This is a genomic window from Nonomuraea sp. NPDC052129 (assembly GCF_040680095.1).
GTDB lineage: Bacteria > Actinomycetota > Actinomycetes > Streptosporangiales > Streptosporangiaceae > Nonomuraea.
In genome coordinates this window covers 31,163-53,545 of record NZ_JBFAVX010000052.1, presented here as the reverse complement: position 1 = coordinate 53,545, position 22,383 = coordinate 31,163, and the positions used below count along the sequence as shown (strand labels likewise).

General features: G+C 69.4%; 20 protein-coding genes. 13 read left to right on the top strand and 7 right to left on the bottom strand.

What is annotated here, in order from left to right:
- The first annotated feature begins 32 nt into the window (after positions 1-32).
- A complete protein-coding gene (locus AB0L53_RS55900) occupies positions 33-974 on the top strand; it encodes an MBL fold metallo-hydrolase (protein ID WP_364014159.1) in 942 nt (313 codons plus the stop codon).
- Positions 975-1,039: 65 nt separating this feature from the next.
- Positions 1,040-1,264 carry a hypothetical protein gene (locus AB0L53_RS55895; RefSeq protein ID WP_225301634.1) on the top strand — a complete coding sequence of 75 codons (225 nt, stop codon included), beginning with the start codon at positions 1,040-1,042 and terminating at the stop codon, positions 1,262-1,264.
- 19 nt (positions 1,265-1,283) lie between these two features.
- On the opposite strand, the gene AB0L53_RS55890 is transcribed toward AB0L53_RS55895, so the two are convergent.
- The gene (locus AB0L53_RS55890) at positions 1,284-2,207 is read right to left on the bottom strand and encodes an NAD-dependent epimerase/dehydratase family protein (protein ID WP_364014156.1); all 924 of its coding nucleotides are present in this window, start codon (positions 2,205-2,207) and stop codon (positions 1,284-1,286) included.
- 243 nt (positions 2,208-2,450) lie between these two features.
- On the opposite strand from AB0L53_RS55890, the gene AB0L53_RS55885 reads away from it, so the two are divergent.
- Together AB0L53_RS55885 and AB0L53_RS55880 are read left to right on the top strand one after the other, a co-directional pair.
- Positions 2,451-2,984, top strand: coding sequence for an RNA polymerase sigma factor (locus AB0L53_RS55885; RefSeq protein ID WP_364014153.1), 534 nt, complete (start codon positions 2,451-2,453; stop codon positions 2,982-2,984).
- Positions 2,984-3,967 (top strand): CU044_5270 family protein, encoded by a 984-nt coding sequence (locus AB0L53_RS55880; protein ID WP_358447547.1) that lies wholly within the window; start codon positions 2,984-2,986, stop codon positions 3,965-3,967. Before AB0L53_RS55885 ends, AB0L53_RS55880 begins: the two co-directional genes overlap by 1 nt.
- Here the strand turns inward: AB0L53_RS55880 and AB0L53_RS55875 are convergent.
- A complete protein-coding gene (locus tag AB0L53_RS55875; protein ID WP_357652147.1) occupies positions 3,957-4,250 on the bottom strand; it encodes a Dabb family protein in 294 nt (97 codons plus the stop codon). The two genes, AB0L53_RS55880 and AB0L53_RS55875, sit on opposite strands and share 11 nt — an antisense overlap.
- Positions 4,251-4,254: 4 nt before the next feature.
- Complete coding sequence (locus AB0L53_RS55870; protein WP_364014149.1) at positions 4,255-7,518, bottom strand: fibronectin type III domain-containing protein; 3,264 nt, start codon at positions 7,516-7,518, stop codon at positions 4,255-4,257.
- 143 nt (positions 7,519-7,661) lie between these two features.
- Between AB0L53_RS55870 and AB0L53_RS55865 the strand changes: the two genes are divergently transcribed.
- The 4 genes from AB0L53_RS55865 to AB0L53_RS55850 are packed head-to-tail and all read left to right on the top strand — an operon-like array spanning position 7,662 to position 11,442.
- The gene (locus tag AB0L53_RS55865; RefSeq protein ID WP_364014146.1) at positions 7,662-8,393 is read left to right on the top strand and encodes an NUDIX hydrolase; all 732 of its coding nucleotides are present in this window, start codon (positions 7,662-7,664) and stop codon (positions 8,391-8,393) included.
- 35 nt (positions 8,394-8,428) lie between these two features.
- On the top strand, positions 8,429-9,271 hold the full coding sequence (locus AB0L53_RS55860) for a molecular chaperone DnaJ (protein WP_364014143.1): 843 nt from the start codon (positions 8,429-8,431) through the stop codon (positions 9,269-9,271).
- Positions 9,272-9,281: 10 nt separating this feature from the next.
- Positions 9,282-10,217 (top strand): hypothetical protein, encoded by a 936-nt coding sequence (locus AB0L53_RS55855; RefSeq protein ID WP_357939673.1) that lies wholly within the window; start codon positions 9,282-9,284, stop codon positions 10,215-10,217.
- Positions 10,218-10,269: 52 nt separating this feature from the next.
- Positions 10,270-11,442, top strand: a complete 1,173-nt coding sequence (locus tag AB0L53_RS55850) for an adenylosuccinate synthetase (protein ID WP_364014140.1) — start codon at positions 10,270-10,272, stop codon at positions 11,440-11,442.
- Here AB0L53_RS55850 and AB0L53_RS55845 read toward each other — a convergent pair.
- The 3 genes from AB0L53_RS55845 to pdhA are packed head-to-tail and all read right to left on the bottom strand — an operon-like array spanning position 11,439 to position 15,023.
- Positions 11,439-12,893: a dihydrolipoamide acetyltransferase family protein gene (locus tag AB0L53_RS55845; RefSeq protein ID WP_364014137.1), complete on the bottom strand. Its 1,455-nt coding sequence runs from the start codon at positions 12,891-12,893 to the stop codon at positions 11,439-11,441. The genes AB0L53_RS55850 and AB0L53_RS55845 overlap by 4 nt on opposite strands.
- Before the next feature lie 12 nt (positions 12,894-12,905).
- Positions 12,906-13,886 carry an alpha-ketoacid dehydrogenase subunit beta gene (locus tag AB0L53_RS55840; protein WP_364014134.1) on the bottom strand — a complete coding sequence of 327 codons (981 nt, stop codon included), beginning with the start codon at positions 13,884-13,886 and terminating at the stop codon, positions 12,906-12,908.
- 45 nt (positions 13,887-13,931) lie between these two features.
- Entirely contained in the window at positions 13,932-15,023 is a 1,092-nt protein-coding gene (pdhA, locus tag AB0L53_RS55835) for a pyruvate dehydrogenase (acetyl-transferring) E1 component subunit alpha (protein ID WP_364014131.1), read from the bottom strand.
- A 226-nt stretch (positions 15,024-15,249) separates the two neighbouring features.
- Here pdhA and purS point away from each other — a divergent pair, with 226 nt between their 5' ends.
- The 4 genes from purS (at position 15,250) to purL (ending at position 19,168) form a co-directional block, all read left to right on the top strand.
- Positions 15,250-15,495 (top strand): phosphoribosylformylglycinamidine synthase subunit PurS, encoded by a 246-nt coding sequence (gene purS / locus AB0L53_RS55830; protein WP_364014128.1) that lies wholly within the window; start codon positions 15,250-15,252, stop codon positions 15,493-15,495.
- 222 nt (positions 15,496-15,717) lie between these two features.
- On the top strand, positions 15,718-16,104 hold the full coding sequence (locus tag AB0L53_RS55825; protein WP_225301701.1) for an ATP-binding protein: 387 nt from the start codon (positions 15,718-15,720) through the stop codon (positions 16,102-16,104).
- 137 nt (positions 16,105-16,241) lie between these two features.
- Complete coding sequence (purQ, locus tag AB0L53_RS55820) at positions 16,242-16,919, top strand: phosphoribosylformylglycinamidine synthase subunit PurQ (protein WP_364014125.1); 678 nt, start codon at positions 16,242-16,244, stop codon at positions 16,917-16,919.
- Positions 16,920-16,963: 44 nt separating this feature from the next.
- Positions 16,964-19,168 (top strand): phosphoribosylformylglycinamidine synthase subunit PurL, encoded by a 2,205-nt coding sequence (gene purL, locus AB0L53_RS55815; RefSeq protein ID WP_364014197.1) that lies wholly within the window; start codon positions 16,964-16,966, stop codon positions 19,166-19,168.
- A gap of 137 nt (positions 19,169-19,305) precedes the next feature.
- Here purL and AB0L53_RS55810 read toward each other — a convergent pair whose 3' ends face one another.
- Entirely contained in the window at positions 19,306-20,109 is an 804-nt protein-coding gene (locus AB0L53_RS55810; RefSeq protein WP_364014122.1) for a hypothetical protein, read from the bottom strand.
- Between the two features lie 240 nt (positions 20,110-20,349).
- Here AB0L53_RS55810 and AB0L53_RS55805 point away from each other — a divergent pair, with 240 nt between their 5' ends.
- Entirely contained in the window at positions 20,350-22,368 is a 2,019-nt protein-coding gene (locus AB0L53_RS55805) for an adenylate/guanylate cyclase domain-containing protein (RefSeq protein ID WP_364014119.1), read from the top strand.
- The last annotated feature ends 15 nt before the right edge of the window (positions 22,369-22,383 follow it).

The window sequence follows — 22,383 nt, the reverse complement described above, 5'->3', positions numbered from 1 at the left end:
TCCGTACGCCCCGCACGGGGTACGTTCGCGGCATGAGCGCGTCCACCCACGATCACCCGCTGGCCCCGCCTCGCCTCGAAGAGGTCTCGGCGGGCGTCTTCGCCTACATCCAGCCCGACGGCAGCTGGTGGATCAACAACACCGGCTTCCTGGCCGGGCGGCGCGGCGTGATCTCGATCGACGCCTGCTCGACCGAGCGCCGCACTCGGGCGTACCGGCGGGCCATCGCCGAGGTCACCGACCGGCCGATCACCACGCTGATCAACACCCACCACCACGGCGACCACACCTTCGGCAACTACCTCTTCCCCGAGGCCACCATCGTCGCCCACGAGCGGACCCGTGAGCTGATCCTGGCCGAGGGCATCCCCGATTACCGGACGTTCGCCTGGTCGCCCGACGTGGAGTGGGGCGACCTGGAGGCGGTGGCGCCGTTCCTCACCTACACCGACGGGATCACGGTCTACTCCGACGACCTGCGCTGCGAGGTGCGGCACGTCGGCTTCGCCGCGCACACGACCAACGACTCCTATGTCTGGATCCCGGAGCGGCGGCTGCTGTTCGCGGGTGACCTGGCCTTCAACGGCGGCACGCCGTTCGTGCTGATGGGGTCGGTGACGGGCGCGATCGAGGCGCTCGCCCAGCTCAGGGAGCTGGGTGCGGAGACGGTCGTGCCCGGCCACGGCGATGTGTGCGGGCCCGAGGTCTTCGACCCGGTGCGGGGCTACCTGGAGTTCGTGCTGGCGACCGCCGAACGCGGCCGGGCGGCGGGGCTGACTCCCCTGGAGGCGGCCCGCGAGACCGATCTGGGCGAGTGGGGCGAGCTCCTGGACGCCGAGCGCATCGTCGGCAACCTGCACCGCGCCTACGCCGAGCTGGACGGACTGCCCCGTGGCGGCACGATCGACCTCGTCGCCGCCGTCGTCGACATGATCACGTACAACAACGGAAAGCCACTGTCCTGTCTCGCCTGAGTGTGATCACCCATACCCGGGTATGACCGAGGGCGTACGCGTTCTTTGCCGTCCTGGAGGTCGTCATGGGTGTCGGGGTCAGCATCTTCTTCCTCACGCTCGGCGCCATCCTGCGATTCGCCATCGAGCCGGACGTGTTCGGTCAGAGCGTGCACATGGACACGATCGGCGTCATCTTCATGATCGTCGGCGGGGTGGGCGTGGTCCTGAGCATTGTGCTGGCCCCGAAGCGGGGGCGCACCTCTGACCACCAGCTGATGCACCGCGAGAACAACCCGCCGGAAATCTAATGGCTTGGTCGATCGACCTTCAGGCGGCAGGTGTGGCGGCGATGGTGGCCTTGAGGGCGGCATCGAGCGGAGTCGCGGTCATGCCGAAGGTGTTCTCGAACGCCGAGGAGTCGACGACGAACGGGCGGTCGAACTGGTAGCGCGTCTCTTTCAGCTCACGGATCACGGGGTTGATCAGCTCGAGTGCGAGCAGGATCGGCGCCGGGGGGCGGTTGAGGCGCGGTGCGGGCGCTCCGGCGAGTTCGCACAGCCGCCCGGCCAACGCGCGGGCCGATAGCGCGGCGTTGTTGGGGGTGTGCCAGGCGCGGCCCCAGGCGCGCTCGTCGGTGGCGGCGATGGCCATCGCGGCGGCCACGTCGGGCAGGTAGGTCCACGAGTGGGGCTGGTCGGGGTCGCCGAGGAAAGAGGTGCTCTTGCCGGCGAGCAGCGAAGGCACGAAACGGGTGCCGACGGGCGTCTGGTCGCTGGCGCCCGGACCGAAGTAGTCGGAACTACGGATCTCGGTGACGCGGGCACGGCCGGCCTGGTGCGCGGCCAGCGCGTCGGTCCACATCTTGACGCGGACACGGCCCTTGACGCCGGGAGCGGCGAGGGGGAGATCCTCGACCATCGGCGTGGTCACGGGTCCGTAGGCGTAGAGGTTGCCGGCGGTGACGAGCACCGCGCCAGTGGCCTCGGCGGCGGCCAGCAACGCGGAGGCCAGCGGCGGCCAGTCCTGGGCCCAGCGGGGGTAGGCGGGACCCGCGCAGTTGTGCAGGGCGTCAGCGCCCTTGACGATCCGGGTGAGCCGGTCGCGGTCGGTGAGATCGGCCGCGACGGACTCGACGCCGGCTGGGCCCTTGCCTGACCTGGTGATCACGACGACCTGGTGCCCCTGGGCGAGCAGGTGCCCGGCGAGGTGCTTGCCGACTTGTCCCGCTCCGGCGATGACGTGCTTGCCCATGATGTCCTCCGTTTGATGCGCTGCTCTCTTACGAGATCAATGCTCTCTTAAACTGGCGACCGAGTCAAGAGCAGTGCTCTCATTTCAGGTCGCCGATCCAACGAGTCTTACGGAACAGCAGGTCGCGGGCTTGGGTGCGGCCACGGTCAACAGGCGTTTGGGTTGCTTGGCAATCTGATGGAAGGGTCTCCCGGGAGCGGGTAATCACAGGTGTCCCTGTTCCCCGGCAAGGGAGACCCTTGCATGATCGCATCTGTTGACGGAGCGGTCGCCGATCCCGAGCGGTTCGCGACGGTCTTCGACGCGTACTACGAGGAGATCCGGCGCTACATCGGCCGCCGCCTCGACCTCGACATCGCCGAGGACCTCGCCGCCGAGACCTTCCTCATCGCCTTCCGGCGCCGCGACAGCTTCGACGCCGCCAAAGGCGGCATCAGATCCTGGCTGTACGGCATCGCCACCAATCTCGTCGGCAAGCATCGGCGGGCCGAGCTCCGGCGCTATCGGGCGCTGGCCAGATCCGGCCCGCCTCCGGACGAGGGCGGCCATGACCAGCGGGTCGCCGATCGGGTCACCGCCGGAGTGACCGTACAGAAACTCTCGGCCGCGCTGGCCGGACTCTCGCGCGGTGAGCGCGATGTGCTGCTGCTCGTCGCCTACGGCGAGCTGACCTACGACGACGTGGCCGCGGCGCTCGGCATCGCCAACGGCACCGTCGCCTCCCGGCTGAGCCGGGCCAGGACCAAGCTGCGTGACGCGCTGGGAGTTGAGGTGTGATGAAGGAGTTCCAGCTCATCGACGATGTGATGCCGGACGTGCCGCCCGCCGATCCGGCCAGGACGATGGGGATCCGAGCGCGGCTCATGGGCCGCCCCCCGCGCCGCCGGCTGCCCGGCTGGTCCCGGGTGACGCTCGCGGCGGCGGCCGTTTCCCTGGTGCTGGTCGGCGGGTTCGTGGTGGTGCCCAGACTGGGCGGGAGCGAGGTCGACACGGCCGCCACCTCGAACGTGCCCCCGGTGCTCGCGGCGGCGGCGGACCGGCTGGCCGCGCAGCCCCTGGGCACGGGCGCCTGGTGGCGGCGAGAGACGCTGCAGGTGGGGAGGATCAGGACCAAAGCCAACCCATCGTTCACCGTCGAGCAGCGCGTCACACAGGTGTTGTGGGTGAACCGGGAAGGAGAGGAGCAGCTGGAGCAGGGGGACGTCACGTCCGCGCTGCTCACTCCCGCCGACGAGCAGGCGTGGAAAGACGCCGGCTCGCCACCGCTCTGCGTCCCCAAGGGCAAGTGCGCGGTCGCCACGCTCTTTTGGCCCTCTGCGGACCCGGAATCGCTGAAGCCCGTGACGCGGTTGCCCACCGACGCGGAGGCGCTCAAGGCCGAGTTGCTGACGAGGCGTTCGGCCGGTGACGGACAGACGGAGGCCTGGTGGCTCTGGGCGACGGCCAAATGGCTGCTCTTCGAGACCCAGAGCACCCCGGGCACGAGGGCGGCGCTCTATCGGATGCTCGCGGGACTGCCTGGCGTGCAGGTGACCGACAAGGTCTCGGACGTCGAAGGGCGAGCCGGAGTCGCGTTGCTGTTCGAGCACCCGGATGGGTATCAGCAGCAGATCATCATCGATCGGGAGAGCGGCGACCTGCTCGCCGCTCAGACCGTGCTGCTCCGGCCGAACGGCGAGTACGGGCGCCCTGACGGCCGGCCGCTCGAGTCGTGGGTGATCAAGAAGCTGGGGTGGACCGACGAGACGCCTAAAGGCTGAGCTGCACGGCCGCCCGGCTCGCGATGATGGGCTTGATGTGCTCCGCGATCACCTTCTGGTGTTGAGGGTGATCGCGGTACACCAGGTAGTCGTCGACGTTGTCGAAGTCGGCGACCACCCCGAACTCGTGGTTGCCCTGGTTGATGCCCGCGTCGGCGGTCGCCGTGTAAGCGCGGATCTCCGGGATGATCCCCGGCAGTTTCCGCAACTCGGTGGCCACCGTGGCCTTCTGCTCCTCGGTGGCGTCCTCGGTCCAGGTGAACAGCACGACGTGGCGAATCATGAGGTCAGCCTATCGAGATCCGATCCGCGTTCGGGCCACCGTTGGCCGTCGTGGCGGTGGCTCTGATCTTGTTGACTCCTTGCGCGAGGGTGACGGTGAGGGTGGAGGTCTGCCAGGTGTCCCAGTTGCCGGTGGCGTTGAAGTCGCGGTTCACGGCGGCGCCACCGTTGACCGTGATGGACATCGGCCGGTTCACCGTCGTGCCGTTGGCGTAGCGCAGCTCCAGAGTGACCGGTCCCGCCACGGGGGCGTTGACCGTCCACTCGACGTAGCTGCCGGTCAGGTTGTCGTAGTTCACGAACCCGGTGCCCGTGTAGCCGTCATGGTTCGACTCCACCACGCCCTGCGAGATCGTCGCGTCCTCGGCCTGGTAGATCACCGGGCCGCTGCCGGTGGTCTCGGTGACCGCGTTCGAGGCGTCCGAGGTGTTGCCGGCCGCGTCGCGGGCCTTGACCGTGAACGTGTACGACGTGGCGGCCGTCAGGCCCGAGACCGTCGCCGTCGTGCCGGTGACGGTGGTGGCCAGGGTCGTGCCGTTGTAGACGTCGTAGCCGGTCACGCCGGTGTTGTCGGTGGAGGCGTCCCAGGCCAGCGAGACGCTTGAGGACGTCTTGGCGGTGCTGTGCAGGTTGCCCGGCACGCTGGGCTGCTCGGTGTCGGGCGGGCCGGTCGGACCGGCCGGGACGGTGAGCGTGGCGGTGTTCCAGCCGGAGACCCTGACGCTCGCCGCGCCACTCAGGTCCGAGGCGCGGAACGTGGCGGTCAGCGTCTTGGACTCGCCCGGCCACAGGCTGATGGCGTTGTCCGACCACTGGATCGGCAGCACCGGCTTGCCGGCCGCGTCCACGACGTGCGCGTCCAGCATGAACGCGGGGATCGCGCCCGTGCCGGTGTTCTTGATCGTCACGCTCACGTTCCCCGGGGACGGTGAGGTGGCGGAGGCGGTGATCGGGGCCTGGGCCAGGCCGTTGAGCCCGGTCAGGTTGGCGTAGCTGGTGGTCGGCACGTAGTACCAGTCGTTGTTGTCCCAGTCGATGACGTCGCTCGCGGTGGACAGCGCGTACACGTTGCGGTCGATCTCCTCGCCGCCGCGCAGCAGGCTCAGCCGTACGAGGTAGGTCGTGGACAGGCCGCTGATCGACGGGACGGTGACCGCGGTGGCCTTGCCGCCGTCGGCGGGGGCGGTGACGGTGGCCGTGTTGGTGTACTTCGAGGTGCCGTCCATGTTGAACACGTCGGTCTTGACCGTCAGGCCCGAGGCGGCCGAGGTGCCCGAGTTGACCACGACGACGGACTTGTTGTCGTAGGAGTACTGCACATGCAGCGGCTTGTTCGCCTCACGCGCGCCCCAGTAGGCGCCGCCCTGGTCGAGGTAGTAGTCGAACAGCTGCCAGTGCAGCGACGACCAGCCGCTGTTGAGCATCCAGTAGATGACGCCGGTCGAGGGGTTGCTGGAGTCGGTGAAGTTCCGGCCGTAGGCCTCGAACTGCGCGCGGACCGCCTCGTACTGGGCGAGCTGCGCCTTCTTCACATAGTCGTTCAGGCTGGACGGCACGCCGTACCGGCCTCTGAGGGCGTTGTGGTAGATCGTCAGATTGTTGAACGTGCTCGACGGGGAGCGGTGATACTGCGTCGCGCTCGGGCTCTGCCAAAGCGAGTTGATCTGCGCGGTGGTCATCATCCGCTTCAGTGAATCGAGCGTCGGCACGTCCGGGCCCGCGCTGGTCTCGGAGTTGAAGCCGAACGCGCCGCCTTCGCGCTTGTTGTACCAGTAGTTCGGCGGCACCCACTCGTACGGGCCGGGCATCTTCAGGCCGGAGTTGCCCAGTTGCGGGCTGGACTTGTCCGAGGCCACGGAGACGATCGGCAGCGGCCATTCGGCGGCTGTGAGGGCGTCGAGGTAGTTGGTCTCTTTCTGGGCCGTCGGCGGGTTGTCGGAGCCGATCAGGAACGAGATCACGCTGGGGTGGTTGCGCAGCCGGGTGGCCTCCGCCTGCATCGACGCCTTGGCGATGGGGTAGTCGGCCGTGGCGAACGAGCCCTCCCACTTGTTACAGCACTCCCAGCCGGGCAGCATCAGGATGCCGTACTTGTCGGCCAGGTCGTAGAGCTCGTCGGTGTCCAGGTGGCCTTCGACGCGGATGGTGTTCAGGCCGAGGTCCTTGACGTAGCGGATCTTGTCTTCGAGGTAGCGCAGGTCCTTGCGCAGGAAGATGTCCGGCGACCAGCCGCCGCCCCTGATCAGGATCGACCGGCCGTTGATCTTGTAGAAGCGGCGGCCGCTGGCGTTCTTGCCCGACTCCACCTTGCGGACGCCAAAGCGCTGGGTCAGCGAGTCGCTCACCGCGCCGCCGACGGTCGCGGTGAGGTTGAGGTCGTAGAGGGGCTGGGCGCCCATCTGGTACGGCCACCAGACCTGCGGGTTGTTCAGCGTCTGACTGAACGTGATCCGTTTCGTCTCGTTCGCAGCTAACGAGACGTTCTGGGAGAAGCTGAGTGAGCCGATCGTGCCGCTGACCGTGGTGGTCACCGCGCTGCCGGTGCCGTTGCGTACATCGGCCTTGATCGTCAGGTCGGCGCGGTCGAGCGCCGGGACGGCCAGGTTGGTGATCACGTGCGCGTCGCGCAGGGAGACGTCGGCGCTGCGCCTGATCAGCACGTCGCGGAAGATGCCGGTGTTGTCGTCGCGCGGGACCTGCACCCAGTCGATCCAGCCGATCGTCAGGTGGTTGTTGGGGTTGTTGGCGTTGACGCGGAAGGCCACCGAATTGGCGCCCGGGTGGACCAGCGCGGTGATGTCGCGCTCGTTGCGGGTGTAGGCGCCGGCGATCTGGGCGGCCGTGGCCACCTGGCCGCCGTTGACCCACACGTCGGCGCTCGACATCACGCCGCTGATGTCGATGAACGTGCGTAACCCGGTCTCCGAGCCGAGCGTGAAGTCCGAGCGGTACCACCAGGGCACGTCGAAGTCGGCGGTCGGGATCGACTGCATGTTCGTGGAGAAGAACGGGTCGGAGTAGACGTTGTTCTCCAGCAGCCCGGCCAGGACGGTCGAGCGCGGGCCGACCGGATACCAGCCGGAGGCCGCGTAGCCGGGAGTGGAGATCGCGGCGCCGGAGTCCGACACCTTGGCGGATGACTGGATCTTGTAGCCGGAGAGAGCTGTCGAGGAGGCGGTCGCGGCCGGGGCGGCCAGGGCGACACCTCCAGCGCTGACCAGCAAAGTGCAGGTCCAGAGCAGGATGAGGATGAGCCGGGAGCGCGCCATGGGTCCTCGCAAGGCCGATGGAGTTTGTTAATAAACCTTCTTAACAACTAAACGCGATCTCGTAAATGCCCAAATTTCTGGACATCGTGGAGTTGGCTGGTTATTCTCAAATCGAGACTGACTCAGCTTGAGAAGGACTTGCGATGGAAGAGTTCCTGGCCGGTTACGACCCGCGGCGCTACCCGCCGGTCGCGGTGACGGTCGATGTGGTGGCGCTGACCATCCGCGACCGGCGGCTGCACGTCCTGATCGTGGAGCGCGGCGTCGAGCCGTACGAGGGCGCCTGGGCGCTGCCCGGCGGCTTCATCAGGCCCGACGAGGACCTGGCGGGGGCGGCGGTGCGCGAACTGGCCGAGGAGACCGGGCTGGACACCGCGCCCGCGCACATCGAGCAGCTGGCCAGCTACGGCGGTCCCGGCCGGGACCCGCGGATGCGGGTGGTGTCGATCTCGTACCTGGCCTTCGCCCCCGACCTGCCCGATCCCCGGGCGGGCACCGACGCGGCGGCGGCCGTGTGGCATCCGGTCGACGACGTGCCTCGGCTGGCCTTCGACCATCAGCGCATCCTGGCCGACGGCGTGGAGCGGGCCCGGTCGAAGCTGGAGTACACCCCGCTGGCCACGGCGTTCGCGGGCGACACGTTCACGATCTCCGAGCTGCGGCTGATCTACGAGAGCGTCTGGGGCACGCCGCTGCACGCGGGCAACTTCCACCGGAAGGTGCTGTCGGTGCCGGGGTTCGTGGAGGGCACCGGGGAGACCACGCAGACCGGCGGGCCCAGGGGCGGGCCCCGGGCCAAGTTGTACCGCGCGGGCGACGCCCGGCTGCTGCACCCCGCCCTGCTGCGGCCCTCGCGGGAGGAGGAGATCCGGTGAACGAAGCGAGATCCGGTGAACGCAGAGGAGGTCCGGTGAACGCAGAGGAGGCCGCGTCGATCGTCACAGGGGCGCGTTCGGCCGCCGACCTCTTCACGGGCGACTCCCCCGCGCGGGTCTACCGGCGCTATGCCCGGTTACTCCACCCGGACCTGTCTCCGGGGACCGCTGAGGCGTTCGCCAGGCTGGCCGAGTTGTGGTCCGACTTCAACCGGGGTCAGCAGGTCGGGCCTTATCGGATCGGGCCGCCGCTGCATCGGGGTGGCACCGCCGTCCTCTATCCGGCGGACGGCGACGCGCTGCTCAAGCTGCCGCGCGACCCGGCCGACAACCACCTGCTGGCGCGGGAGGCCGCCGCGCTCACCCGGCTCGCCTCGGACGCGGACCCGCGCTTCCTGCCCTACATCCCCCGCCTTGTCTCGAAATTTCGGCATAAAGCTGGGCGGGCCGTACGGCAGGCGAACGTCCTCAGCCGGGCACCCGGCGGCTTCGTCCCCCTGACCCGGATCGGCACCGGCCTCGACCCCCGGGACGTGGCCTGGATCTGGCGGCGGCTGCTGGTGGCCACCGGCCTGGCGCACCGGGCCGGCGTCACGCACGGCACCGTGCTCCCCCGCCACGTACTCGTCCACCCCCTCGACCACGGGCTCGTCCTCGTCGACTGGTGCCGGTCACAGCTCTCCGACCCGTCCGACGATGTGCTCGGCCTCACCCGATGCGTCGCCGGGCTGCTCGGCGAGCACCCCCGCACGATGCGCGCCTTCGTTCGCGGCTGCCTGCTGCGCCCGCCCTCCGACGCGTGGGCGCTGCTCGGCGAGCTCGACGAGCTCCTCGAAGACCTTTACGGACCGCGTACCTACCGGCCCCTTCACCTCTAGGGAGAACATCATGGGCAGCGGAATCTGGTCCACCGACGTCTACAGCTCGGCCGCCCGCTACCGGGCCGCCACCGGCGCCAGCGCCTTCGCCTACAGCGACGGCGGCGCCTCCACCACCCACCCCGACCTCGACCCGTTCGGCGTCACGCGGGAGAGCCGCGACTCCGACGAGCACCCGGACTCGCTGGCCGTCGCCGTGCTCTTCGACGTGACCGGCTCGATGGGCCACGTCCCGCGTACGCTGCAGGCCAAGCTGCCCGACCTGCTCGGGCTGCTGCTGCGCAAGGGGTACGCCGCCGACCCGCAGATCATGTTCGGCGCCATCGGCGACGCGACCTGCGACCGGGCGCCGCTCCAGGTGGGGCAGTTCGAGTCCGACAACCGCATGGACGACCAGCTCGGCCAGATCCTGCTGGAGGGCGGGGGCGGCGGGCAGATGTCGGAGTCGTACGAGCTGGCCATGTACTTCATGGCCAGGCACACCTCGATCGACTGCTACGACAAGCGCGGCAAGCGGGGCTACCTGTTCATCATCGGCGACGAGCTGCCCTATCCGCGGGTCAGCGGGAAGGCCGTCGCCAAGCTGATCGGCGACCCGCGCCCGCGCGACATCGACGTGGCCGCGATCGTCGCCGAGCTGACCGAGAAGTACGACGTCTACTACATCCTGCCCGCCGGCTCCAGCTATGCCGGCGACGCGCGGGTGCTGCGAGTCTGGCGCGACCTGCTCGGCCAGAACGTCCTGGAACTCGACGACCTCGACGCGGTCTGCGAGACCATCGCGCTCACGATCGGGCTCGGCGAGGACGCCATCGGTCTCGACGAGGGCCTCGATGACCTGGCCGGCCTCGGCTCCGCCGCGGGCGCCTCGGTGTCGAAGGCGCTGGCCAAGCTGGACCGCGGCACGCTCGTGGTGTCGGAGCCGCTCGACGGGCTCGACTCGTGATCGAACGGCTCGGCGCGCTCGACGGGCTCGGCGCGCTCGATGGGCGCGACGCGTGAGCGAACACGTCATCGTCGTCGATCTCGGGTACGGCGACGCGGGCAAGGGCACCGTCGTGGACTGGCTGTGCGCCACGCGGCCGGTCCACGCGGTGGTCCGCTTCAACGGCGGCGCCCAGGCGGCGCACAACGTGGTGCTGCCGGACGGGCGGCACCACACGTTCGCGCAGTTCGGCTCGGGGACGCTGCGGGGGGTGCCGACGCATCTGTCGAGGTTCGTGGTGGTCGATCCGCTGGCGCTCTCCGCCGAGGCCGCCCATCTGGAGCGGCTAGGCGTGCCGGATCCGTTCGGACTGATCACGGTCCATCGGGACTGCCTGCTGGCCACGCCGTACCACGTCGAGGCGGGCCGGCGGCGCGAGCTGGCGCGCGGGGCGGAGCGGCACGGGTCGTGCGGGATGGGCGTCGGCGAGGCGATGGCGTACTCGCTCTCGCATGGCGCGCTCGCCCCGCGCGCGGGCGACTCCCCCGCGACGCTGACCCGCAAGCTCGGCCTGCTGCGAGAGACGCTGGGGGTGGACGGGCCGCCGGTGGCGGACTGCGTGGCGGCCTACCGGGCGTTCGCGTCGCGGGTGCTGCTGGTGGACTCCACCGATGAGCTGCTCAGGCGCGGGCCGGTGGTGTTCGAGGGGGCTCAGGGGGTGCTGCTGGACGAGAACCACGGGTTCGACCCGTACACGACCTGGAGCACCACGACCTTCGCGAACGCGCTGGAACTGCTCGGCGGGGCCGGGGCGATCCGGCTGGGCGTGCTGCGGACCTACACTCCCCGGCACGGGCCGGGGCCGCTGGTCACGGAGGACCCCACGCTGGAGCTGCCGGAGCCGCACAACGGCACCGGGCCGTGGCAGGGGCCGTTCAGGGTTGGGCACTTCGACGCCGTGGCGCATCGGTACGCGGTGGAGGTGGCGGGCGGGGTCGACGGGCTGGCGCTGACGCATCTGGACGCGCCGGTTTCGCGGCTGTGCCACGCGTACGAGGGGGGTGACTTCCGGCTCGGCGACCCCGCCACGCGGACCGCTCGGCTGCTGCGGGCCAAGCCGGTGTACGGCGACGCCGTCACCGACTGGCCCGCGGCCGTGGCGGACGCTCTGGGCGCACCCGTCTGGGTCGGGTCACACGGCCCGACCTCGGCCGACAAGCGCGTCCTCACGCCCGCCCTTGATTAGCTCCAGGCGAGCATGCGGAGTGGGTCCTCCAGCATGGCGCCGACGTCACGCAGGAACAGCGACCCCAGCTCACCGTCCACGATCCGGTGGTCGAAGGAGAGCGCCAGCGTCGTCACCTTGCGCACCGCGAGCTCGCCGTCCACCACCCACGGCATGTCCCGTATCTGGCCGAAGGCGAGGATGGCGGCCTCCCCCGGGTTGAGGATCGGGGTGCCGGTGTCGACGCCGAACACGCCCACGTTCGTGATCGTGATCGTGCCGCCCGCCATCTCGGCCGGTTGGGTGCGGCCTGCTCTGGCGGTCTCCGTGAGCCGGCCCAGCTCGGCGGCCAGCTCGGGGAGGGACAGCCCGTGGGCGGACTTGATGTTGGGGACGACGAGGCCGCGCGGGGTGGCGGCGGCGATGCCCAGGTTGACGTAGTGCTTGACCACGATCTCCTGAGCGGCCTCGTCCCATGACGAATTGATCATCGGATGGCGCCGGGCCGCCGTGAGCACGGCCTTGGCGACCAGGAGCAGCGGCGAGACCTTGACCTCGACGAAGTCCGGGATCGTACGCAGCCGCCGGACCGCCTCCATGGTCTCGGTGACGTCGAGCTGGAGGAACTCGGTGACATGCGGGGCGGTGAAGGCGCTGGCCACCATGGCTTGGGCGGTCATCTTGCGGACGCCCTTGACCGGGACGCGCTCCTCCTCGCCCGGCTGGGTGATCGCCCGCGGGGCGGGCTGCTCCGCGGCGGCGTGGACGTCGTCCCTGGTGATCGAGCCGTTCGGGCCCGAGCCGGCCAGGGTGGTCAGGTCCACGCCCAGGTCCTTGGCCAGCTTGCGTACCGGTGGCTTGGCCAGGACGGCGACCCGCTGCGGGGTGTCGGGCGCCGCCGGGCCGGATGGCGCGGTGACCTCGACGCGCGACGGGTTCGCGACCGGGGTGGCCGGGATCACGGGCGGCTCGGGAGCGGCCGGGATCACGGGTGCCTGGGCGGGCCCGTCAGGGCGGGATTTGCGGGGGCGGCGTTTCGTGCTGCCGGTCTTGACGCCGTAGCCGACCAGGACCGCCTGGCGTTCCTCCTTGGGGGCGGGGCTGCCGTGGGCGCCGGGTTCGACGGCTCCCTCCGCCGGGGGGCGCGGGACCAGGTCGTCCGCCAGCGCCTCGATCCGGTCGTCCTCAGCCGCCTCTGTCTGGGGGACCCCGTTGCCGGCGGTGTCGTCCGGCTCGTCCGTGTCGACGGCGATGATGGGCCGGCCGACGTCGACCGTCTGCCCCTCGTCGGCCATCAGTCCGGAGACCACGCCGTCCCAGGGGATCGGCAGCTCGACGATGGACTTGGCCGTCTCGATCTCCACCACGATCTGGTTGACCTTGACCGTGTCACCGGGCTTGGCGTGCCAGCGGACGATCTCCGCCTCGGTCAGACCCTCGCCCACATCGGGGAGCTTGAATTCACGTCGCATGAGTCCCCCTCCTCAGTAGCCGAAGGCGCGGTCGACGGCGTCGAGCACCCGGTCGAGGTCGGGCAGGTAGTGCTCCTCCAGCTTCGAGGGCGGGTAGGGCGTGGAGAAGCCGCCGACGCGCAGCACCGGTGACTCCAGCTGGTAGAAGCACTGCTCGGTGATCCTGGCCGCCAGCTCGGCGCCGAAGCCGCTGTAGACCGGCGCCTCGTGCACCACCACGGCCCGGCCGGTACGGCGTACCGACTCCATCACCAGCGGCGCGTCGAGCGGGTTGAGCGAGCGCAGGTCGAGGACCTCGACCGAGCGCCCGTCGGCCTCGGCGGCCGTGGCGGCCTCCAGGCAGGTCTTCACCATCGGGCCGTAGGCGATCAGCGTGATGTCCGTGCCCTGGCGCACCTGCCGGCCGCGGTCGAGAGGCAGCCACCAGTCGGTGCCGACGGTGTCGATCTCGGCCTTCTCCCAGTAGCGGCGCTTGGGCTCGAAGAAGATGACCGGGTCTTCGCAGCGGATGGCCTGCTGGATCATCGTGTACGCGTCGGCCGGGTTGGAGCAGGCGACCACGCGCAGCCCGGCGGTGTGCGTGAAATATGCCTCCGGCGACTCGCTGTGGTGCTCGACCGCGCCGATGCCGCCACCGCAGGGGATGCGTACGACGACGGGCAGCTTGATCGCGCCGAGCGAGCGCATCGGCATCTTGGCCAGCTGGGTGATGATCTGGTCGGCCGCGGGGAAGACGAAGCCGTCGAACTGGATCTCGCACACCGGCCGGTAGCCGCGCAGCGCCAGGCCGATCGCGGTGCCGATGATGCCCGACTCGGCCAGCGGGGTGTCGATGACCCGGTCCTCGCCGAAGTCCTTCTGCAGGCCGTCGGTGACCCGGAACACGCCGCCGAGCTTGCCGACATCCTCGCCCATGATGAGGACCTTGGGGTCGTCCTCCATGGCCTTGCGCATGCCCTCGTTTAGCGCCTTGGACAGGCTGAGCACGGTCATGACGCCTCCTTCGGCGCGACGGTCATGCGGCGCTCAGGGGTTCGCTCACTCACTGAAGCCCTCCAGATAAGCGGCGTATTGGGCGCGCTCCTCGTCGATCAACGCGTGCGGCTCGGCGTAGACGTGCTCGAACATCGCGAGCGGCCCGGGGTCGGGCATCGCCAGGCAGCGCCTGCGCAGGTCGGCGCCGAGCTGGTCGGCCTCGCCCTCGACCGAGTCGAAGAACGCCTGGTCGGCGAACTCGTTTTTGAACAGGTACGCCTTGACGCGCTCGATCGGATCCTTGAGCTTCCACGCCTCCAGCTCGCTGGCCACGCGGTAGCGCGTCGGGTCGTCCGTGGTGGTGTGGGCGCCCATCCGGTACGTGAACGCCTCGATGAGCACCGGGCCCTGGCCTTCGCGGGCGTTCTTGAGCGCCTGCCTGGTCACGGCGAGGCAGGCGAACACGTCGTTGCCGTCGACCCTGATGCCGGGGAAGCCGAACCCGGAGGCCCTGCGGTAGAGGGGGATGCGGCTCTGCTTCTCAAGGGGCTCGGAGATGGCCCACTGGTTGTTCTGGCAGAAGAACACGATCGGGGCGTTGAACACGCTGGCCCAGACGAACGACTCGTTCACGTCGCCCTGGGAGCTGGCGCCGTCGCCGAAGTAGGCGATGACGGCCGCGTTCGCGTCGTCGCGCTGGACGCCCATCGCGTAGCCGACGGCGTGCAGGGTCTGGCTGCCGATCACGATCGTGTAGAGGTGGAAGTTGTGCTCCTTGGGGTCCCACCCGCCATGGTTCACCCCGCGGAACAGGCCGAGCAGCTTCACCGGGTCGACGTCGCGGCACCAGGCCACGCCGTGCTCCCGATAGGTGGGGAAGGCCATGTCGGCGTTGGTCAGCGCGCGGCCCGAGCCGATCTGCGCGGCCTCCTGGCCGAGCAGCGAGGCCCAGATGCCGAGCTCGCCCTGCCGCTGGAGAGCGACCGCCTCCAGGTCGATGCGCCGGACGAGCACGAGGTCGCGGTAGAGGGACCGGACCTCTTCGGGTTTGAGGTCGATGTCGTAGTCGGGGTGCTCGACCCGCTCACCCTCGGGGGTGAGGAGCTGGACGAGCTCCGGGGGTGCTTGTGCACCACGAGAGGCGTCGAGTGTCACGTGCCACTCCTGTGCGGTCAGGGCCGGAGTCGATGGGGTTGCCACCTTAGGCCAGCCTTTCGAGCGTCGGACCATGTGGTGGTGGTTCGTACGCGTTTGGGGACATGGTGGCAGACGTCACAGCCCTCAGCGCAAGCCCCATGCCCTCCCCGTTCCCGTTGTGTTGCCTGCCACACGCGCCGGTAGGCTGGCTTTCCCAACTCCCACCGCACCCAGGAGGAACGCAGTGGCGCGCGTCATCGTAGACGTCATGCTGAAGCCCGAGATTCTCGACCCACAGGGCCAGGCCATCGCCCGCGCGCTGCCCAGGCTGGGCTTCTCCGGCGTCGCGGCCGTACGGCAGGGCAAGCGCTTCGAGGTCGAACTGGACGGTCCGGCCGACGAGTCGGCACTTGCGGACGTCCGAAAGATGGCCGAGACGCTGCTGGCCAACACCGTCATCGAGGACTACGTCGTGCGGGTTGAAGAGTAGAACAGCACATTTGACGCATCGAAATACCCGCGAGCGGCTAAAGTCGGGTTCCGGCATGCCACAATGCCACGGGCTTGCCAACAGTAAATAACAACAACGTGATTTTGCGGTTAGCCCCGATTTCACGGGGAAACCTACTCCAGGTGACATTCCGGAGCCCGGAGGAGTCCGGTGGATATTGAGTTCTCGTTGGCGCTGCCTCGGGATGCGATCGGCATACCGATGGTCAGACGAGTGCTAGGGGATGCGATGCGTTCGCTCAACGTGAGCGAGGCGTGCATCTCCGACATGCTGCTCGCGGTCTCCGAGGCGTGCTCTAACGCGGTACGCCACGGCGGCCCGGCCAACCGTTATGAGGTCACGGCCTCGATCGGCTACGGCCGCTGCGACGTACGCGTCGTCGACAACGGGGTCGGCCTGCCCTCGATGCCCCTGCACTTTCCGCCCCCCGACACCGAGAACGGCCGTGGCCTGCTGATCATGCGCTCGGTCGTGGATGAGATCTCCTTCGGCATCACTCCTGGCCGCGGCACCACGGTCCACCTCCGCAAGACCCTCGCCTGGGAGGAGACGGCGAACCGCCGCTCCCGCGAGCTGGCCGCGGTCTAGCCGTCCGCTCCATCTGACCCCTTCGCGGGCCGTCGCAGCGGCCCGCCCCTTGGCATGCCGTACCGCTGTTGGGAGGCATCGTCGAGCACCAGATAACCTTGGCGGTGCACACCACGAACGCTGGAGGAACGCAAGACATGAGCGCCCGCGTGGGGGTAGTCACCTTTCCAGGAACTCTCGACGATCAGGACGCCGCCAGAGCGATCAGACTGTCCGGCGCGGAAGCGGTTCCGCTGTGGCACGCCGACCACGACCTCAAGGGTGTGGACGCCGTCTTCCTGCCCGGCGGCTTCTCCTACGGCGACTACCTGCGGTGCGGCGCCATCTCGCGGTTCGCGCCGCTGATGCGGGAGCTCGTCCCGGCCGCCCGTGAGGGGCTGCCGGTGCTCGGCACCTGCAACGGGTTCCAGATCCTGTGCGAGGCGCACCTGCTGCCTGGCGCGCTGACGCGCAACGCCTCGCTGCACTACGTCTGCCGTGACCAGCGGCTCCGGGTCGAGGCGACCGGCACGCCCTGGACGAACTCGTTCGAGGCCGGCCAGGAGGTCGTGCTGCCGATCAAGCACGGCGAGGGCCGCTACGTCGCCGACCCCGAGACGATCGCCGCACTGGAGGCCGACGGCCGCGTGGTCGTGCGCTATCTCGGCAACCCCAACGGCTCCGCCAACGACATCGCCGGCATCCGCAACGAGGCCGGCAACGTGGTCGGGCTCATGCCGCACCCCGAGCACGCCGTCGAGAACCTCGTCGGCGCGCCGAGCACGGACGGGCTCGGCTTCTTCACCTCGATCCTCAAGAAGCTGGTGAACGCGTGAGCACCGACAGCGTCAAGCGGGCCGTCGAGACGCCCGCCGAGCCGATGCCGTTCGCCGAGCTGGGGATGAAGCAGGAGGAGTACGACCGGGTCAAGGAGATCCTCGGCCGTCGTCCCACGGGCTCCGAGCTGGCCATCTACAGCGTCATGTGGTCCGAGCACTGCTCGTACAAGTCGTCCAAGGTGCACCTGCGGCAGTTCGCCACGAAGGCCCCCAAGTCCGACGCGCTGCTCGTCGGCATGGGAGAGAACGCCGGCGTCGTCGACATCGGTGACGGCTGGGCCGCCACCTTCAAGATCGAGTCGCACAATCACCCGTCCTACGTGGAGCCGCACCAGGGCGCCGCCACCGGCGTGGGCGGGATCGTCCGCGACATCATGTCGATGGGCGCCCGCCCGATCGCGGTCATGGACGCGCTGCGCTTCGGCGGTGCCGACCAGAACGACACCCGGCGCGTGCTGCCCGGCGTGGTCGAGGGCATCAGCAGCTACGGCAACTGCCTGGGCCTGCCCAACATCGGCGGCGAGGTCGTCTTCGACCCCTGCTACATCGGCAACCCGCTGGTCAACGCGCTCTGCGTGGGCCTGCTGCGCAAGGACCAGATCAAGCTGGCCACCGCGCCCGGGCCGGGCAACAAGGTGGTGCTGTTCGGCGCCTCGACCGGGCCCGACGGCATCGGCGGCGCGTCGGTGCTCGCCTCGGCGACCTTCGAGGACGAGTCGCACGCCAAGCGGCCCGCCGTGCAGGTCGGCGACCCGTTCATGGAGAAGCTGCTCATCGAGTGCTGCCTGGAGCTCTACGCGGCCGACGTGGTCGTGGGCATCCAGGACCTCGGCGCGGCCGGCGTCTCGTGCGCGACCACCGAACTGGCCGCCAAGGGCACCGGCGGCATGCACGTCGACCTCAACCTGGTTCCGCTCCGCGATCCCTCGCTCAGGCCCGAGGAGATCCTGATGAGCGAGTCGCAGGAGCGGATGATGGCCGTGGTCCGGCCGTCGGACATCGCGGCGTTCATGGCGATCTGCGAGAAGTGGGACGTCCCGGCCACCGTGATCGGTGAGGTCACCGACACCGGCCGGCTGGTGATGACCTGGGACGGCGAGACGATCGTCGACATCCCGCCCGGCACCGCGGCCGACGACGGCCCGGTCTACGAGCGGCCCTTCCACGAGCCCGCCGGGCAGGTCGCGCTCAACGCCGACACCCCCGACCGCCTCGACCGGCCCGCCGACCTGCGCGTCACCCTGCTGGAGCTGCTCGGCTCGCCGAACCTGGCGTCGAAGGAGTGGGTGACGTCCCAGTACGACCGTTACGTCCGCTCCAACACCGTGCTCGCCCAGCCCGCCGACGCCGGGATGCTGCGTATCTCCGAGGTCATGGCCGGCGCCGAGCCGACGACCCGGGGCATCGCCCTGGCCACCGACGGCAACGGCCGCTACGCGCGGCTCGACCCCTACGCGGGCGCCCAGCTCGCGCTGGCCGAGGCCTACCGCAACGTCGCCGTCACCGGGGCCCGCCCGCTGGCCGTCACCAACTGCCTCAACTTCGGCTCGCCGGAGGACCCCGAGGTCATGTGGCAGTTCGCCGAGGCCGTACGCGGGCTCGCCGACGCCTGCCGTACCCTCGGCGTGCCGGTGACCGGCGGCAACGTCTCCTTCTACAACCAGACCGGCTCGACCCCGATCCACCCGACACCGGTCGTGGGCGTGCTCGGCGTGATCGACGACGTGGCCAAGCGGGTCGCCACCGGGTTCGTCGCCGAGGGGCTGCGCATCGCGCTGCTCGGTGAGACGAAGGAGGAGTTCGGCGGGTCGGAGTGGGCGCACGTCGCCCACGGCCACCTCGGTGGCCTGCCGCCGGCGGCCGACCTGGCGGCCGAGCAGGCCATGGCCACCGTGCTGGTGGAGGCCGCCGCTCAGGGACTCCTTGAGGGCTCCCACGACCTGTCCGACGGCGGCCTGGCCATCGCGCTGGCCGAGTCCTGCCTGGCGCGGGGCATCGGGGCGACGGTGGCGCTGAGCGGCGAGGCGTTCACCGACCTGTTCAGCGAATCGTCGGCCCGCGCGCTGGTGGTGGTCCGGCCGGAGGCGTTCGACCGGTTCGCCGCGCTCTGCGCCGACCACGAGGTGCCCTGCTACGGCCTCGGCACCACCGGCGGCACATCGCTGGTGGTGGAGGGGGTGCTGGAGGTGCCGGTCGCGGAGCTGCGCGAGACGCACTCCGGCACGCTGCCCGCGCTGTTCGGCTGAAGTTTTAGCGCGAAGGCCGGTACGGGGTGCTGTTCGTACCGGCCTTCGCTTGTCAGAGAGTCTTGTGAGTCAGGAGCTCTTGAGGGTCAGGACCTCTTGAGGGTCAGGACCTCTTGAGGGTCAGGAGCTCTTGAGGGTCAGGACTTCTTGAGGCAGACCACGTAGACGGTGCCGCTCACACCGTGGTTGCCGCTGGTCTGCACGCCCATGTCCTTGTTGGTGTCGTTCTTGGCCGCGGTGACCGACCAGCCTGACCCGCCGCTGGGGGCGCTGCTGGTGACGTTGCCGTTGCCGCTGATGGTGAAGCCGCCGCCGGTCGCCGCGTCGCCGCTGTTGCAGGAGACGGAGCCGCTGCCCGAGCTGAAGTTGTTCGAACGGGTGTAGGTCGTGTAGGTGATGCCCTTGCCGTCTACACCGTCCTTGCCATCCCGGCCGTCCTTGCCCGGCAGGCCGTCCTTGCCGTCCTTGCCCGGCAGGCCATTCTTACCGTCGGCGCCGTCCTTGCCCGGGAGCCCGTTCTTGCCGTCGGTGCCGTCGGCGCCGGGCTTGCCCGGAAGGCCGTCCTTACCGTCGGTGCCGTTCTTACCGGGCAGGCCGTCCTTGCCGGGGAGGCCGTCCTTGCCGTCCTTGCCGGGGAAGCCCTGACGGCCCTGGAGGCCGGTGTCACCCTTCGGGCCCTGCGGGCCGGTGTCGCCCTTGGTGCCCTCCGTGATCGTGGTCGTCGACTGGCCGCCGCCGCCGATCACCATCCGGATCTCCGTCTTCCGGCACGGGGTCGCGGCGTTGACGATGCGGGCGTACCGGGTCTTCTTGTGCACGCACGCGTACACCTCTGTAGCCGACGACGCGGTGGCGACTCCGCCAACGGCGAGGAGCGATGCGGCGAGCGCTCCAACAGTGGCGAGGGTGAGGGTGCGCGCACCGCGAATCTTGATAGCCACGGCTTTCCTTCCGAGGAACGTGTGTTGCTCAGGTTGAGCATGAGGTTCACGTTTCAACCGTTCCAACGGATGACAAGAACTGCATAACAGGTTCATTACGGGACAAATCAGACAGAAGGCGATAACGCTACTTGACGAGTCATGAAAGTCGGCTGTGGGTAAAAGGACGCATTGGCCGGGCCTGTCTACGATGGATAATCGGGACCGTTCGGGGGCGCACGCATTCCACGGAGGATGACCTTGTCGACCGCCAGTCCCTACCTCCCTCCTGCCACGCAGCCGGTGCGAGGGGTCGTCTGGGCCATCCACCTGGTCCTGCCGCTGCTCGGCCTCTGGCTGCTGCTGGCCCAGAGCCACCTCAACATCATGTGGGAGCACCACTCCAGCCACTTCTGGATGATCATCTCGGTGGCCGGCCTCAACGTGGCGCTCGGCGCGCTGATCAGCGAGGCGTCGCGGAAGCGGCAGGACGCCCGGCTCTTCCTGGTCTCGATGGTGTTCCTGGCCAGCGCCGGCTTCTTCTTCCTGCACGGCCTGGCCACTCCGCAGATCATCCTGCCCACCGGATCGATGGGGTTCGACCTCGGGCAGCAGGTCGGGCTGACGATCGCCTCGGGATTCGCGTTCGCCTCGGCGTTCCCGCTGGGCGAGCGGGCGGCGCGGACCGTCATGAGATCCCAGCACCTCATACGGGGCGTGCTCCTCGGATTCATGATCCTCTGGGGGCTCGCCTCACTGATCCCCGGGCTGACGCCGCTCAGCGAGCCACCGCTCAGGGAGCCGGTCAACTGGCTCGTATGGCTGTCGCTGCCGGGCCTGGGCCTGTACGGCGCGGCCAGCGTGATGATGTTCCAGCTGCACCGGCAGCGGCCGTCGGCCATGCTGGTCAGCCTGATCACCGCCTACGCGCTGCTCGCCGAGGCCATGATCGCCGGGATGTCGCAGCTCAACTGGCACTTGTCCTGGTGGGAGTGGCACATCCTGCTGACGCTGGCCTTCGTCTTCGTCGCCTACAGCGCCTACATCCAGTTCAGGCGCGAGGGGTCGAGCGGCGGCCTGTTCGACTCGGTCGCGCTGTCGGCGACCGTGGCCCGCATCCAGCTGCACTACGACGAGGCCCTGGAAGAGCTGGTCGAGCACGTACGGCGCGGCGAGTCGCTGGCGGCCACCCGGTTATCGGACAAGTTCCGGCTCAACGAGGGGCAGGCCGCGGTCCTCGACCGGGCCGGCGAGGCACTGGCCCGCGAGCGTGAGCTCTCTGAGCGCCTGAGTGCCCTGGTGGCGGTGAGCGCCCAGACCCGCGTACGCCAATCCGAGAGCGACCTCCTGGCCACCACGCTCGAACGCGTCCGTCAGGCGTACGGCGACGTGCGGATCGGCCTCGTCGCCGACGGCAAGACGCAGATCGGCTCCCGCGAGTACGAGTTCGCCGGAGACGCCCCCATCAGACGCGACAACCTGTTCGCCTTCCCGCTGACGGTCAAGGGCAACCTGGCGGGCGTGCTCGAGGTGCCGGTCGGCCGCACGGCGCAGGACGAGGCGCTGGCCGCCACCCTGGCCGGGCAGATCTCGATCTCGCTGGAGAACGCCCGCCTCTACCAGGAGCTCGACACCCTCTTCCGGCAGTACATGTCGCCTGACGTGGCCAACGCCCTGCTGGCCGACCCAGGCCAGGCGGCGCTCGGCGGCCAGATGAAGGAGCTGACGGCGCTCTTCGCCGACCTCAAGGGCTTCACCACGTTCTCGGAGCGGGTCACGCCCGGCGAGATCGTGGAGATGCTCAACCGGTATCACACGGCCGCGGTGCCCTGCATCCTGGCCAACGGCGGCACGATCGTGCAGTTCGTCGGCGACGCGTTGCTGGCCCTGTTCAATGCCCCGGCCACGCAGAACGGCCACGCCAGGGCGGCCTGCCGGGCCGCCCTGGCCATGCAGGAGGCCGCCTCCGAGGTGGCCGAGGAGATCGCCTGGAAGCGGGAGGACGCGGAAGCGTGGCCGACGTTCCGGGTCGGCGTCAACACCGGTCCCGCCCTGGTCGGCAACATCGGCAGCCCGGAGCTGCGCGGCTTCAACGCGATGGGCGACTGCGTGAACGTGGCCGCCCGGCTGCAGAGCCTCGCCGAGCCGGGCACGGTGGTGATCGGCGAGACGACGCGCAGGCAACTGGGAGCCGGCGTCACGGTGAACCCCCTCGGAAAGCTGAGCCTCAAGGGCAAGGAAGAACTCGTGGGTGCCTACGTTCTGACCGCAATGACCTAGAAGGGCGCTGACCGT

Bases quoted from the DNA above. Each gene is read 5' to 3' on its own strand.
- AB0L53_RS55900 (WP_364014159.1), top strand. From the start codon at position 33: ATGAGCGCGTCCACCCACGATCACCCGCTGGCCCCGCCTCGCCTCGAA.
- AB0L53_RS55895 (WP_225301634.1), top strand. From the start codon at position 1,040: ATGGGTGTCGGGGTCAGCATCTTCTTCCTCACGCTCGGCGCCATCCTG.
- AB0L53_RS55890 (WP_364014156.1), bottom strand. From the start codon at position 2,207: ATGGGCAAGCACGTCATCGCCGGAGCGGGACAAGTCGGCAAGCACCTC.
- AB0L53_RS55885 (WP_364014153.1), top strand. From the start codon at position 2,451: ATGATCGCATCTGTTGACGGAGCGGTCGCCGATCCCGAGCGGTTCGCG.
- AB0L53_RS55880 (WP_358447547.1), top strand. From the start codon at position 2,984: ATGAAGGAGTTCCAGCTCATCGACGATGTGATGCCGGACGTGCCGCCC.
- AB0L53_RS55875 (WP_357652147.1), bottom strand. From the start codon at position 4,250: ATGATTCGCCACGTCGTGCTGTTCACCTGGACCGAGGACGCCACCGAG.
- AB0L53_RS55870 (WP_364014149.1), bottom strand. From the start codon at position 7,518: ATGGCGCGCTCCCGGCTCATCCTCATCCTGCTCTGGACCTGCACTTTG.
- AB0L53_RS55865 (WP_364014146.1), top strand. From the start codon at position 7,662: ATGGAAGAGTTCCTGGCCGGTTACGACCCGCGGCGCTACCCGCCGGTC.
- AB0L53_RS55855 (WP_357939673.1), top strand. From the start codon at position 9,282: ATGGGCAGCGGAATCTGGTCCACCGACGTCTACAGCTCGGCCGCCCGC.
- AB0L53_RS55845 (WP_364014137.1), bottom strand. From the start codon at position 12,893: ATGCGACGTGAATTCAAGCTCCCCGATGTGGGCGAGGGTCTGACCGAG.
- AB0L53_RS55840 (WP_364014134.1), bottom strand. From the start codon at position 13,886: ATGACCGTGCTCAGCCTGTCCAAGGCGCTAAACGAGGGCATGCGCAAG.
- AB0L53_RS55825 (WP_225301701.1), top strand. From the start codon at position 15,718: ATGGTCAGACGAGTGCTAGGGGATGCGATGCGTTCGCTCAACGTGAGC.
- purQ (WP_364014125.1), top strand. From the start codon at position 16,242: ATGAGCGCCCGCGTGGGGGTAGTCACCTTTCCAGGAACTCTCGACGAT.
- purL (WP_364014197.1), top strand. From the start codon at position 16,964: ATGCCGTTCGCCGAGCTGGGGATGAAGCAGGAGGAGTACGACCGGGTC.